Origin of the sequence: Brevundimonas sp. UBA7664 (assembly GCF_002483305.1) — a bacterium.
GTDB lineage: Bacteria > Pseudomonadota > Alphaproteobacteria > Caulobacterales > Caulobacteraceae > Brevundimonas.
On record NZ_DLHQ01000056.1, the window covers coordinates 57,987 to 70,796 of the forward strand.

Genomic DNA, 12,810 nt, shown 5'->3' on the forward strand with positions numbered 1-12,810 from the left:
AGCGCGGCGAGCGCGCAGGCTACGATTCTCATTGGTATCCCCCCATGCTGTCCCCTCGGACAGCGAATGGCGGGAGGCTATTTCCGGGAAGATATCCAAGTCAACCGCAAGTTACGGTATTCGCCGTGAAATTTCGGGTAACGGTCAGTCCCCGTAGTTCTCGTACCTCTGCCCCTGGGCGAGGTTCCCGAACTTGGTCGTATTGGCGTCGAAGCTCAGCTTGATGATGCCGATCGGGCCGTGGCGCTGTTTGCCGATGACGACCTCGGCCTGGTGCTCCAGACGGTCCATGTCCTCCTGCCACTGCAGGTGTTCGGGCGAGCCCTCGCGCGGCTCGGCGCGGCCGAGATAGTAGCTCTCACGATAGACGAACATCACGCAGTCGGCGTCCTGCTCGATCGAGCCGGATTCGCGCAGGTCGGACAGCTGCGGCCGCTTGTCCTCGCGCTGCTCGACCTGACGCGACAGCTGCGACAGGGCGAGAATCGGCACCGACAGTTCCTTGGCCAGGGCCTTGAGGGCGCCGGTGATCTCCGACACTTCCTGCACCCGGTTCTTCTGGTTGTTGCCCTCGCCGACGGTGATGAGTTGGAGGTAGTCGACGATGATCAGGTCGAGACCGTGCTCCTGCCGCTTCAGCCGGCGGGCGCGGGCGGCGAGCTTGGAGATCGACAGGCCGCCGGTGGCGTCGATGAACAGGGGGCTTTCGCCGATCTCGACGGCGGCCTCGCGGATACGGCCGAAGTCGGCGGCGTCGATCTCGCCCTTGCGCAGCTTGTCGGACGACACGCCCGAGGCGTCAGCCAGGATGCGCATGGCCAGCTGTTCGGCGCTCATTTCCAGCGAATAGAAGGCCACGACGCCGCCATTGACCGTCTTGCGGCCCTCGGGCGTCGGCTCCCAGCGATAATTGCGGGCGATGTTGAACGCGATGTTCGTCGCCAGCGCGGTCTTGCCCATCGAGGGTCTTCCAGCCAGCACCAGCAGATCGGACGGGTGCAGGCCGCCCAGCTTGGAGTCCAGGTCGTCCAGATGGGTCGCCAGCCCGGCCAGCTTGCCGTCACGCTGATAGGCCTCGGCCGCCATCTGCACCGCACCGCTGAGGGCGCTGGAGAAGCTGACGAAGCCGGAGGAGGGCTTGCCGGTCTCGGCCAGGGTGTAGAGCTGCTGCTCCGCCTGTTCGATCTGGTCGATGGCGGCGGTTTCGGGCTGAGGCGCCTCGCGGACGATCTCGCCGCCGATGCGGATCAGGTCTCGGCGCAGGGCCAGGTCGTAGACCACGCGGGCGTAGTCGGGGGCGTTGGCCGCCGGCGGGGCGCGGTCGACCAGATCGGCGAGATAGCGCAGGCCGCCGAACTCCTGGAAGGCCGGATCCAGCTTGAACCGCTCCATCAGGATGGTCGGCTCGGCTAGCATGCCCTGGCGGATATGGTCCTCGATGGCGTCGTACAGGCGCTGGTGGAAGGGCTCGTAGAAATGCGTGCCCCGCAGCCGGTCGGACAGGCGCTCGAACACCGCATTGTCGAACATCAGCGAACCCAGAAGCGCCTGTTCGGCCTCCAGATTGTGCGGCATCGACGGGATGGAGCCGGAGTCGGCGTGGCCGGGGAAGGCAAGCGGTGCGAAGGCGTTCATGGGGGTCATGTCTTACCCCTGCGCGCGCGCTACGACAGGTTCGGACGCAGCCTTCGACGGGGACAGATTGGGCCCGCTGTGGACGACGGCGAATTCCGTAGCCGGATCAGTTAATGGTCAAGCTGGAGCCCGTTCAGGCCGGGCAGGGGTACCGCGAACCCATCCAGGACCGGATGCCCTCGGTGACGGACATCCGCTGACGCCGGGCCTCGGGAATGCCGTTGAGGAACGCCAGAAGCTGGCGCACGTCCAGGCTGATGCGTTCCGGCGGGCAGGCGGGCGGCGCCCGTCCCGCGGTCCGGGCCTGCCGAATCTCGTTGCCGACGGTCCGGAACGCGCGCTCAGCCTCGCCCTTCAACCGATGGGCGTCGGGACGCAGCATGGCCGTGGCGTTCAGCGGGATGCGATTGGCGCGGGTGACAAAGTCGTCCAGCGTCATGCCCGACTGGGCCGAGGCGGCCCCGGCGGCCAGACAGGCCATCAGGCCGATGACGAGCGCGATCTTCTTCATGGTCAACCTCCCCGAACACCCAAGCTTGGCCGCAGCTTTGCGGCGGTATAGCGGCCAAGAGAAAGGGCGCGCCCGGCTGGACGCGCCCGATCACTGACTTGTTATCAGGCAGCTTCGGTTCAGGCTTCCGAACCGAGGCCGTCCTGCTGGCCGGCGCCGCCGGCGACCATGTCCTTGGCCTGTTCGAGGGCCAGTTCGCGGTCCTCGTCATAGGCGGCCTTGATCACGTCCTCGCCCTTCGCCTGACGCTCGGCTTCGTCGGCCGAACGGGCGATGTTGATCTTGACGGTGGCCGAGACCTCGGCGTGCAGGCGAACCAGCACTTCGTGGACGCCCAGCGTCTTGATCGGCGTGTTGAGGACGATCTGGCTGCGCTCGACCTTGCCGCCTTCAGCCACAACGGCCTCGACGATGTCGCGCGCGGCGACCGAACCGTACAGCTGACCCGTCTCACCGGCTTGCCGGATCATGACGTAGGTCTGGCCGTCGATCTTGGAGCCGATCGAACCGGCGTCGGCCTTGTTCTTCTCGTTGCGGGCCTCGATGGCGGCGCGGTCGAGTTCGAACGCCTTCAGGTTCGCCGACGTGGCCCGACGGGCCTTGTCACGCGGCAGAAGGAAGTTACGGGCGAAGCCGTCCTTGACGGACACGACGTCGCCGATGGCGCCGAGATTATCGACGCGCTCAAGCAGAACGACCTTCATCTTATTTCACCACGTAAGGCAGGAGGGCCAGATAACGGGCGCGCTTGATGGCCTTGGCCAGTTCGCGTTGCTTGATCTGGGAAACAGCGGTGATGCGCGACGGGACGATCTTGCCGCGCTCGCTGATGTAGCGTTGCAGCAGTTTGACGTCCTTGTAGTCGATCTTCGGCGCGCCTTCACCCGTGAACGGGCAAACCTTGCGGCGACGATAGAAGGGACGGCGTCCGGCGGCGCCGGAGCCGGCCGGCGCGCCCGGCGACGGAGCGGTGGTGTCGGTCATGTTCCGGGTTCCTTAAACGGTGGCTTCGGCGGCGGCGTCGTCGCGGGGCGTGCGCTCACGCTCACGTTCGCGCTCGCGTTCGCGGCGGGCCAGCAGGGGCGAGAGTTCCAGGTCGAGTTCCTCGACGCGAACGGTCAGCCAGCGAAGGACGTCCTCGTTGATCGACAGTTGACGCTCGACCTCGGCCATGGCGGCGGGCGGGCAATCGACGGCGAGCAGCGAATAGTGCGCCTTGCGGTTCTTTTTGACCCGATAGGTCAGGTTGCGCAGACCCCAGTATTCGATCTTGGCGACGGTGCCGCCGCCGGCTTCGATCAAACCCTTGATGGTGTCGTTCAGCGCTTCGGCCTGTTGCGCGCTGATATCCTGGCGCGACATGACCGTGTGCTCGTAAAGAGCCATGCGGTATTCTCCCTTGTAGGACGTCGGCGCGAGGGGACCGGGTAAGTCCTCTCCCACGATGGATCCCGATGCGGCGGCCGGGATGACTTCCCGAACCCTTTGGAGTTCCGCGACCGGGACCGAAGTCCTGGAAAGGCGGCGCGTATAGGGGAAAAGCCGGGCGCGGTCCAGTGCGGACTGCAGGCCCGGGGACCGCTGCTACTCCGGACGCACGACCATACAGGTGACGCGACGCTCGGCGAGGGCGGCGCAGGCCGACTGGGCGCCCTGTTCGGTCATGCCGGTGAAGCGCGAGCGGTACCAGCCTTCGGCGTTCTGCACCGTTCGTTCCGCCGCGGTGAACTGGCTGCGGAAGCGGCGGTTGACCTCGGTCAGCCAGTCGCGGGCGACGCTCTCGTCACGAAAGGCGCCGACCTGCACGGACCAGCGGCCGGCGGATTGACGGGCGGGTTCGCGGGCGGCGGGTGGACGGGGCCGCGGCGGCGCGGCGACCGGAGCACCGCCGTTGAGGATGGCGGTCACATCAGCCGGGCGCTCGACAGCGGCGCGCTCGGACGGCGGCGGCGTCACACGCGCGGGCTGGACGGGGCTCGCCGGCAGGGCGGCGTAGGTGACAGAGCCGGACGGCGGGGCGCTGGAACCCACGCCGGTCTCTCCATCCTCGTCGTCCGCCGTCGAGGCGTACTCGACCGGCCCGGAGTTGTCGGGACCGATGCCGAAGCCCCGCGCCTCGAAGAAGGTCTGGGCCACCTGGATGGTCTCGCCACGGGCGCGGGCGCGTTCGACCTCGAAGCCGGTGTCCATCAGGGCGGCGACATGGGCGTTGCGGCTGGCGGTCGAGCGTCCGCCGAGGACGATGGTGATGAGACGGCGACCGTCGCGCACGGCCGAGGCCGCCAGATTGTAGCCGGAGGCGTTGGTGTAGCCGGTCTTCATCCCGTCATAGCCGTTGCCGCCGCGCAGCAGGCCGTTGGTATTGCGGTAGTCGCGACCGTTGTAGGCCCAGTCGTGCAGGCCGAAATAGCGATAGTACTGCGGATAGTCGCGCATGACGGCCCGGGCCAGGATGGCCAGATCACGCGCCGAAGTCAGCTGGCGGGCGTCAGGCAGGCCGTTTGGATTGACGTAGCGAGTCTGGGTCATGCCCAGCTCGCGGGCCTTCAGCGTCGCCTGGGCCGCGAACCGGTCCTGCGAGCCGCCGATATGTTCGGCCAGCGCCATGGCCATGTCATTGGCGCTGCGCACGGAGGTGGCGCGCATGGCGTCGTCCACGGTGATGGTCTGACCCGCTGCGAGGCCGAGCTTCGACGGCGGCTGGCTGGCGGCGCGGGGAGAGACGGTGATGACGTCGTCCAGCTTGATCTTGCCCTCGGCGAGCGCCTCGAAGGCGAGGTAGAGGGTCATGACCTTGGTGATCGAGGCCGGGTAGCGCCGGCTGTCGGCGTGACGGGCGAACAGCACCTCGCCCGTCTCGGCGTCCACCACGATGGCGGCGTAGCGCGAGTTGTCCGACGACTGGGCGAGCGGCGCCCGCGTCGGCGTCAACGTCACGGCGACGGCCAGCACCAGCGACAGGAATCCACGACGGATCAGGGCGGAGAGCGGCAAAGATCAGGCCTCACAAGACATTAGCGCGACGGCGGCCCCACCACGCGACGCTGACGAAAGGCTAACATGCGTCATTCGGGTTTCGTGAGGGTAAACAACCCGTCAACGATTTTGTGAATTTTTGTGCACCGCACCATTTCCCCTTGACCTCCCTTCGCACTTGCACCATATGAGCGTCTGTCGCGATGGACTGGCTCCTCGCGGAAGACATCACAGGCGGTCCCCCGGCCGCGAATAGACACTGGAGATCATCATGGCTGACACCACCACCGACACCGTCAAGAAGACTGTCGAGACCGCCACCGCCACCGTCAAGGCGAACGCCGAGAAGGCCCAGGCCACGTTCCAGGCCAATGCCGAGCAAGCTCAAGCCGCCGGCGCCAAGGCGCTGCGCGAAGTCGCCGACAAGTCGGCCGCCGGCCTGACCGAGCTGAACGTCCAGGGCAAGCAGAACCTGGAAGCCATGGTCGCCTCGGCCGCCGCCGCCCAGAAGGGCGTCGAGGCCCTGTCGGCCCAGTCGGTCGCCTTCACCAAGAAGTCCTGGGAAGACGGCGTCGCCGCCGCCAAGTCCCTGTCGCAGGCCCGTTCGATCCAGGAGCTCCTCGAGCTGCAGACGACCTGGGCGAAGTCGGCGACCGAAGCCTATCTGGCTGAAGTCACCCGCGCGACGGACGTCGTGACCGCCTCGGTCAAGAACACCTTCCAGCCGATCAACGAGCGCGTCACCGCCTCGGTCGAAAAGTTCCAGGCCGCCCGCTAAGGCGACCCTCGCTTCAGTCAGCGTACGGAAGGGCCCTCCAGAGCAATCTGGAGGGCCCTTCTGTTATTCGGCCGACGCGTGATCGATGCTGAACGCGCGAGCCAGTCGCCAATGTCCGTCCTCGAGACGCCACAGAACCGAGAAGCGTGCCCGCCCGACGAGGTGCTCCGGTCCGTCTCCCTGGCGTTCGTAGAACAGGTGGCTGCCTTCCTCGACCGCGCCGACCCCGGGGATCGGGTAGACTCTCAGGGTCCCGGGTACGATTTCCCGGCGAGAGCGGAAGGCGTCAGGGGCCTGTTTGGCTACGCATCCCCTGGCGTAGTCGTCGACGAACGCCACGCGCGTCGCCGTCAGTCCGCCCCTGTCGTGGTAGAACTCAAGGTCGGCTGTCACCAGGTCCGCGAGGGCCTCCGGTTCGCAGCGGTCGAACATCACCGAGAACAACTCGGCATCCCGTTCCGCAATCACGGCCGTCAGGGCGGGACCGTCAGGCAGGACGACGGGCGGGGCCTGTAGCAGGGCCAGGACGGCCAGAACCGCGGTGGAGATCATCGGATACCCTCAGCCGTCGGGGCTGACGGCGAGGCCGAACCTGCGGGCCTGAATGACCCATGTCCCGTGAATCTTTGGTCATGGCGCATCTGTCACGCAAGCTGTGACTGGACGCGCCTTCAATTCAGGCCATCATTCCCTATCTGATCCATCTAACTCCCCCCGCACGGATTACGAATGCCGCCGACCCGCAGGCCAGGTGAACAACAAGGTGGAGGCCTCGGGGCCGCCACGGTCACCGAGACCAAGCCTAAACTTCAGAAACCCTCGCTCTACAGGGTGCTGATCCTGAACGACGACTACACGCCGATGGAGTTCGTCATCTATGTGCTGGAGCGGTTCTTCCAGAAGGACCGCGAGGCCGCGACTCGCATCATGCTGCATGTGCACCAGCATGGAGTCGGGGTCTGTGGCGTCTTCACCTACGAGGTGGCCGAAACCAAGGTCGCCCAGGTGATCGAGACGGCAAGGCGCCACCAGCACCCCCTGCAATGCACGATGGAAAAGGACTGAGAGGAACCTCCCCATGCCCTCGTTTTCGCGTCCTCTCGAAGAGACCCTGCACCGCGCCGTCCACTATGCGAACGAGCGCCGGCACGAGTACGCCACCCTCGAACACCTGTTGCTGGCCCTGGTCGACGACCCGGACGCGGCCAATGTGATGACCGCCTGCAACGTCGACCTGGTCGCGTTGAAGACGGCGCTGACCCTCTATGTCGACACCGACCTGGCGGCCCTGGCCACCAGCGACGGCGAGGACGCCAAGCCCACGGCCGGGTTCCAGCGCGTGATCCAGCGCGCGGTGATCCACGTCCAGTCCTCGGGCCGCGAGGAGGTCTCCGGCGCCAATGTGCTGGTCGCGATCTTCAGCGAGCGCGAGAGCCACGCCGCCTATTTCCTGCAGGAGCAGGACATGACCCGCTATGACGCGGTCAACTACATCGCCCACGGCATCGCCAAGAAGGCCGGCGCTTCGGGCGAGACCCGTCCGGCCAAGACGGGGGGCAGCCCTGAGGACGCCGAGGACGCCGCCGCCGCCAAGACGGGCGGGGAGGCGCTGGAGGCTTATTGCGTCGACCTCAACGAGAAGTCGCGCAACGGCAAGATCGACCCCCTGATCGGCCGTCACGCCGAGGTGGAGCGGGCGATCCAGATCCTGTGCCGCCGGACCAAGAACAACCCGCTGCTGGTCGGCGACCCCGGCGTCGGCAAGACCGCCATCGCCGAAGGCCTGGCCCGCAAGATCGTCAACCACGAGGTCCCGGAGGTGCTGGAGGGCGCCACCATCTACAGCCTCGACATGGGGGCGCTGCTGGCCGGCACCCGCTATCGCGGCGACTTTGAGGAGCGGCTGAAACAGGTCGTCAAGGAGCTGGAGACGCACGACAATGCCATCCTGTTCATCGACGAAATCCACACGGTGATCGGCGCCGGCGCGACCTCGGGCGGGGCCATGGACGCCTCGAACCTGCTCAAGCCGGCCCTGGCTTCCGGCTCGCTGCGCTGCATGGGCTCCACGACCTACAAGGAATACCGCCAGCATTTCGAGAAGGATCGGGCCCTGGCCCGCCGCTTCCAGAAGATCGACGTCAACGAGCCGACCGTCGAGGACACGATCAAGATCCTCAAGGGGCTCAAGACCTCCTACGAAGGCCATCACAAGGTCCGCTACACCGACGCGGCCCTGCGCACGGCGGTCGAGCTGTCGGCCCGCTACATGACCGACCGCAAACTGCCGGACAAGGCGATCGACGTCATCGACGAGGCCGGCGCCAGCCAGATGCTGCTGTCCGAAGCCAAGCGCAAGAAGGTCATCGGCCAGAAGGAGGTCGAGGTCGTCATCGCCCGCATGGCCCGCATCCCGGCCAAGTCGGTCAGCAAGTCCGACACCGAGGGCCTGCGCCAGCTCGAGACCGATCTGAACCGGGTCGTCTTCGGCCAGTCGTCGGCGATCGAACAGGTCTCCGCGGCCATGAAACTGGCCCGCGCGGGTCTGCGTGATCCGCAGAAGCCGATTGGCGCCTTCCTGTTCAGCGGGCCGACGGGCGTCGGCAAGACCGAGGTGGCCAAACAGCTGGCCTCGACGCTCGGCATCGAGATGCTGCGCTTCGACATGTCCGAGTACATGGAGCGGCACACCGTCAGCCGGCTGATCGGCGCGCCTCCGGGCTATGTCGGTCATGACCAGGGCGGCCTGCTGACCGACGCCGTCGACCAGCATCCGCACGCCGTGGTTCTGCTGGACGAGATCGAGAAGGCCCACCCGGACGTCTACAACATCCTGCTGCAGGTGATGGACAACGGCATGCTGACCGATGCGGTCGGCAAGAAGGTCGATTTCAGGAACACCATCCTGATCATGACCACCAACGCCGGGGCCGCCGACAACGCCCGTGCCTCCATCGGCTTCGGCCGGGGCAAGGTCGAGGGCGAGGACGACAAGGCCATCCAGCGCCTGTTCGCGCCGGAGTTCCGCAACCGCCTCGACGCCATCGTCGCGTTCAAGGCGCTGGACTCCGAGACGATCAAGTCGGTGGTGAGCAAATTCATCATCCAGCTGGAGGCCCAGTTGGCGGACCGGAACATCACCATCGAACTGACCGACGAGGCGGCCGACTGGCTGGCCAAGAACGGCTTCGACGAACTGTATGGCGCGCGCCCGCTGGCCCGGGTCATCCAGGAGCACATCAAGAAGCCGCTGGCCGACGACATCCTGTTCGGACGCCTGACGCGCGGCGGCCATGTGAAGGTGACGCTGAAGGACGGCAAGATCGCCTTCGACGTCGCCGGCCCGAACGCGGCCCAGACCAAGGCGATCGAGGCCCAGGCCGCGGACTGACGACGGGATTGAACGCAATGAACGAGGCCCCGGTGGAGACGCCGGGGCCTTTTTCTTGACGGCGGGGGCAGGCAAGGTCGCGCCGAGGCGGAGGAACGGACTATGAAGCGCGACGCGGTGCTGACCGAACGGCAGCAGAAATGGTTCGCTACGGTCGAGGCCAATTTCGAGAAGGCCACCGGACGACCGGTCGCGGTCTGGGTCGAAATCCTCAAGGGCTGTCCCGAGACCCGGCCGAAAGCCCAGGCGGCCTGGCTGAAGGCGACCCACGGCATCGGCGCCAATCACGCGGCCCATATCCTGAACGCGGCGCGGCCGGAAGAGGCCATGGGCTGGGACGACGCCGAGGCGTTGCGCGCCGCCCTGTGGGCCGAGCCGCGGTCGCTGGCCATTCTGGAGGCGATCGAGCGCGCGGCGGCGGGCGTTGACGGCGTCATCTCGGGTCAGCGCAAGGGCTACACCGCGTTCAGCCGCGCCGTGCAGTTCGCCGCGACCCGACCGCTGAAGGGCGGCAAGGCGCTGCTGGGACTGAAGCTGGAGCCTTCGGCGTCACCGCGCCTGTCGGAAGCGGTCCGCCGGGAGAGCTGGTCCGAGCGGCTCACCGCCGTGGTCGAACTGGACGGACCCGGCGCGGTGAACGATGAGATCGCTCGCCTGTTTGCGGCGGCGGCGAAGAACGGCTGAGGGCTCAGGCGGCCTGGCGGACGGTCAGATCGTCCAGCTCGAACCGCTCGGCGGGCACCTCGATCAGGAAGGTCGAGCCCAGACCGGGGGTGCTCATCGCGCGGACCGACCCGCCCATGGCCTCGATGAGGCCCCGGGCGAGGGTGAGGCCGACACCGGCGCCCTCCTGGGCCCGGGTCGCGGAATCGTCGGCCTGTACGAATTTTCCGAACAGGTCAGGCAGGCGGGCCGGGTCGATGCCGACGCCGGTATCGACGACGCGGACCTCCAGTCCGGGGCCTGTCAGCCGCGCCTCCAGCCGCACGGACCCGCGAGCCGTGTGCCGGATGGCATTGTCGAGCAGATGGCCCAGCGCGTGCCGTATGTGTTCGCCGTCGAGCCGCCAGACGCCCACGACGTCCTTGGAGACGGAGACGTCGAGGGTCAGTCCGGCCCGCTCGGCGGCGCTCCGGTATTCGGTCGCGAGGGCCGCGAGCAGGGCCGCGACATCGACCGCGGTCGGCTGTACGACGAGTTCACCCTTCTCAATCCGGGCCACGGTGAGGATGCGTTCGATCAGGCCGAGAAGGCTCTCGCCCGATTCCTGCAGCACGCCGAGCTGGCTGCGCTGCCGGGCATCGAGTTGCCCCATGGCCAGGACCTGGGCCATTCCGAGGACCCCGTTCAGGGGTGTCCGCAGCTCATGGCTCATGATGGCCAGGAAGCGGGTCTTGGCGACATTGGCGGCCTCTGCGCGGTCGCGCGCCTCGGTCAGGTCCAGCTCGTTCTCCTCAAGGCGCCGGACGATGTGGGTGACCCTGAGAACAAGGGCGACGGCGGCCGCAGCCAGCAGCAGGATGAGCAGGGCGACCATGGGCGCTGCGTCGCGGAGCACGGACAGACCCGGTCGCGCCGGAGCCCATTCCACCTGGCCGAGGACGACATCGTCCGGCCCGGTGAGCGAGAGATGGCCCGGGTTGCCGCGGCGAGCGTCCGCCTCGACCAGCGTCGGATCACGGAACGCCAGGTCCTTTTCAAGAGATGTCAGGAAGCCGGACAGCGGCTTGGCCGAGACGACGACGGGGTCGTTGTCGAGCCGTGCGGTCGTCCGGTCCTCGGGTACGATCGTCCCGAGGCCGACCAGGTAGATGTCATTCCCGGCCCGCACCACCGCGGTTCTGTTGACCACTGCGTCGAAGCCGACGCGGAGGCGGTCCTGCTTGGCGGCGGCTTCGCGCCGGACCTCGGCCACCAGCGGCGCCACGGCCTCCACGAAGGCCCGTTCGCTGTCAGCGGAAACCGGTTCGCTGTCCCGTGACGCCAGGATCATCCGGCCGTTGCGGTCGTACACCAGGGTCACGGCGTGCCCCATGAAGTCCGCGTAGTAGTCGCCGAAATTCGACTGGATCCAGGCGAGGTCGGGCTCAGCCGCCAGCATGAAGACCGAGTCATTCCAGATCGCCGAGGAATTGATGTTCTCGACCAGGCCATTGAGCGTGCGATCCAGCCGGATCTGGGCGAGCTCACGCTCCTTGGCGGCCTGGACCCTATCGATGCCGGCGGCCGCATAGGCCATCAGCCCGCCGGCGCCCGTGACCAGCAACATGAGGGCGACCAGCGTGATCGCGATGATCCGCTTGAGGCCCCTGCGTTCGGTGCTGATCCGCCCTGACATGATCCATCCACTCGCACGGCGGGCGATAAGACAGGGTGAGGGAACGCAGTTATCGATTGTTTACGTTGTCAGTGCACGGAATAGCCTGAGGCCGTCGCCGATAACCGGCCCGGATTGAGCGGGACGTGAGCCGTGACCTGTCCAGCCGCCGCTGCCGCGCTCCTGCTGCTCGCCGCATCCGCCGGGCCCGCCCTGGCGCAGGATGCGCGGCCCTGGACGGTCGGGGGACGCATCGGGGCGGTCTCCGACTATCGCGACCGCGGCTACACTCTCTCGGCGGAAGACCCCGTCGTGCAGGGCGAGGTCACCGTCTCCCATGCGTCCGGCCTCTACGGCGGTGTCTGGGGCTCCGGCATCGATGAGTACGGAGTCGGCGCGGACGGGGATGGCGCCCGGATCGAAGTGACCCTGTACGCGGGTTGGGCCGGCGCCATTTCCGGCTTCGATGTCGACCTCGGCGTCTGGCAGAATATCTATCCGGACGGCGAGGACGTGAACTACGTCGAGTTTCCGCTCGAGGTGGGCCGGACCTTCGGCGACATGACCCTGACCACAGGCGTCGTCTGGGCTCCCTCGCAGACCGGCACGGGCAACGAGGCCAACACCTGGATCTGGACGCGCGCGGAATATGCGCCCGAGGCCTGGCCCGTCAGCCTGCACGCCGCCCTCGGCCATGAGGACGGCGGCTTCGCGCCCGACGGCAAGACCGACTGGCGCCTCGGCGTCGCGGCCCCGGTCGGACCGGTGACGCTCGGCCTCGACTTCGTGGACAGCGACACCGAGGACAGCGCGGTCGTGGCCTCGGTGTTCTGGGGCTTCTGACCTAGCGGCGGCGGCCGAGGCTGCTCAGCAGCACGGCCAGACCGGCGACGATGCCGGTGGTCAGCAGGGGCTTGCGGCGGGCGAAGTCGAGGCCCTGACGCGCGCGGTCCTGATATTCCAGCGGCGCCTTCTCGACCAGGCCGTCCAGCCCGTCGATGACGCGGCCATAGGCGTCCAGCGCCTTGCCCTTCACTTCATTGATCTTGCCGTCGAGCTGCAGCTTGGAGTCGCCGGTCAGGCGGCCGAGGCCGGACTGCACCTTGCCCTCGAGCTCGGTGGCGGCGCCTTCGATGCGTTGGTCGGTCATGGGGGAATCCTTTGATCGGGGAGGAGGAGACTGCCGATGGAGCGCATGTCGG

At 67.3% G+C, this 12,810-nt stretch carries 14 protein-coding genes; 5 read left to right on the forward strand and 9 right to left on the reverse strand.

From position 1 onward, the window contains the following. Positions 1–144 precede the first annotated feature (144 nt). The 6 genes from B2742_RS13075 to B2742_RS13100 all read right to left on the reverse strand — a co-directional run bounded on the left by B2742_RS13075 (position 145) and on the right by B2742_RS13100 (position 5,140). A complete protein-coding gene (locus B2742_RS13075) occupies positions 145–1,635 on the reverse strand; it encodes a replicative DNA helicase (protein ID WP_292067210.1) in 1,491 nt (496 codons plus the stop codon). A 133-nt stretch (positions 1,636–1,768) separates the two neighbouring features. Continuing rightward, positions 1,769–2,146 carry a hypothetical protein gene (locus B2742_RS13080; RefSeq protein ID WP_292067056.1) on the reverse strand — a complete coding sequence of 126 codons (378 nt, stop codon included), beginning with the start codon at positions 2,144–2,146 and terminating at the stop codon, positions 1,769–1,771. 119 nt (positions 2,147–2,265) lie between these two features. After that, positions 2,266–2,850 carry a 50S ribosomal protein L9 gene (gene rplI, locus B2742_RS13085; protein ID WP_292067059.1) on the reverse strand — a complete coding sequence of 195 codons (585 nt, stop codon included), beginning with the start codon at positions 2,848–2,850 and terminating at the stop codon, positions 2,266–2,268. Position 2,851: 1 nt separating this feature from the next. After that, on the reverse strand, positions 2,852–3,130 hold the full coding sequence (gene rpsR / locus B2742_RS13090) for a 30S ribosomal protein S18 (protein ID WP_284221729.1): 279 nt from the start codon (positions 3,128–3,130) through the stop codon (positions 2,852–2,854). A gap of 12 nt (positions 3,131–3,142) precedes the next feature. Beyond that, positions 3,143–3,532, reverse strand: coding sequence for a 30S ribosomal protein S6 (gene rpsF / locus B2742_RS13095; protein WP_292067061.1), 390 nt, complete (start codon positions 3,530–3,532; stop codon positions 3,143–3,145). Positions 3,533–3,730: 198 nt separating this feature from the next. Beyond that, entirely contained in the window at positions 3,731–5,140 is a 1,410-nt protein-coding gene (locus tag B2742_RS13100) for a D-alanyl-D-alanine carboxypeptidase (protein ID WP_292067062.1), read from the reverse strand. 253 nt (positions 5,141–5,393) lie between these two features. Here B2742_RS13100 and B2742_RS13105 point away from each other — a divergent pair, with 253 nt between their 5' ends. Beyond that, positions 5,394–5,900 carry a phasin family protein gene (locus tag B2742_RS13105; protein ID WP_292067065.1) on the forward strand — a complete coding sequence of 169 codons (507 nt, stop codon included), beginning with the start codon at positions 5,394–5,396 and terminating at the stop codon, positions 5,898–5,900. Positions 5,901–5,963: 63 nt separating this feature from the next. Here the strand turns inward: B2742_RS13105 and B2742_RS13110 are convergent, their stop codons facing one another. Beyond that, the gene (locus tag B2742_RS13110; RefSeq protein ID WP_292067067.1) at positions 5,964–6,452 is read right to left on the reverse strand and encodes a nuclear transport factor 2 family protein; all 489 of its coding nucleotides are present in this window, start codon (positions 6,450–6,452) and stop codon (positions 5,964–5,966) included. 177 nt (positions 6,453–6,629) lie between these two features. Between B2742_RS13110 and clpS the strand changes: the two genes are divergently transcribed. The 3 genes from clpS to B2742_RS13125 all read left to right on the forward strand — a co-directional run bounded on the left by clpS (position 6,630) and on the right by B2742_RS13125 (position 9,975). Continuing rightward, positions 6,630–6,965, forward strand: coding sequence for an ATP-dependent Clp protease adapter ClpS (gene clpS / locus B2742_RS13115; RefSeq protein WP_292067071.1), 336 nt, complete (start codon positions 6,630–6,632; stop codon positions 6,963–6,965). Between the two features lie 13 nt (positions 6,966–6,978). Further along, positions 6,979–9,291 carry an ATP-dependent Clp protease ATP-binding subunit ClpA gene (gene clpA / locus B2742_RS13120; protein WP_292067073.1) on the forward strand — a complete coding sequence of 771 codons (2,313 nt, stop codon included), beginning with the start codon at positions 6,979–6,981 and terminating at the stop codon, positions 9,289–9,291. Between the two features lie 102 nt (positions 9,292–9,393). Then, complete coding sequence (locus tag B2742_RS13125; RefSeq protein ID WP_292067075.1) at positions 9,394–9,975, forward strand: DUF4287 domain-containing protein; 582 nt, start codon at positions 9,394–9,396, stop codon at positions 9,973–9,975. Between the two features lie 4 nt (positions 9,976–9,979). Here B2742_RS13125 and B2742_RS13130 read toward each other — a convergent pair whose 3' ends face one another. After that, entirely contained in the window at positions 9,980–11,629 is a 1,650-nt protein-coding gene (locus tag B2742_RS13130) for a sensor histidine kinase (RefSeq protein WP_292067077.1), read from the reverse strand. A gap of 132 nt (positions 11,630–11,761) precedes the next feature. On the opposite strand from B2742_RS13130, the gene B2742_RS13135 reads away from it, so the two are divergent. Continuing rightward, positions 11,762–12,451, forward strand: a complete 690-nt coding sequence (locus B2742_RS13135) for a TorF family putative porin (protein ID WP_292067079.1) — start codon at positions 11,762–11,764, stop codon at positions 12,449–12,451. A gap of 1 nt (position 12,452) precedes the next feature. Here B2742_RS13135 and B2742_RS13140 read toward each other — a convergent pair whose 3' ends face one another. After that, the gene (locus tag B2742_RS13140; protein WP_292067081.1) at positions 12,453–12,758 is read right to left on the reverse strand and encodes a CsbD family protein; all 306 of its coding nucleotides are present in this window, start codon (positions 12,756–12,758) and stop codon (positions 12,453–12,455) included. Positions 12,759–12,810: the final 52 nt, after the last annotated feature.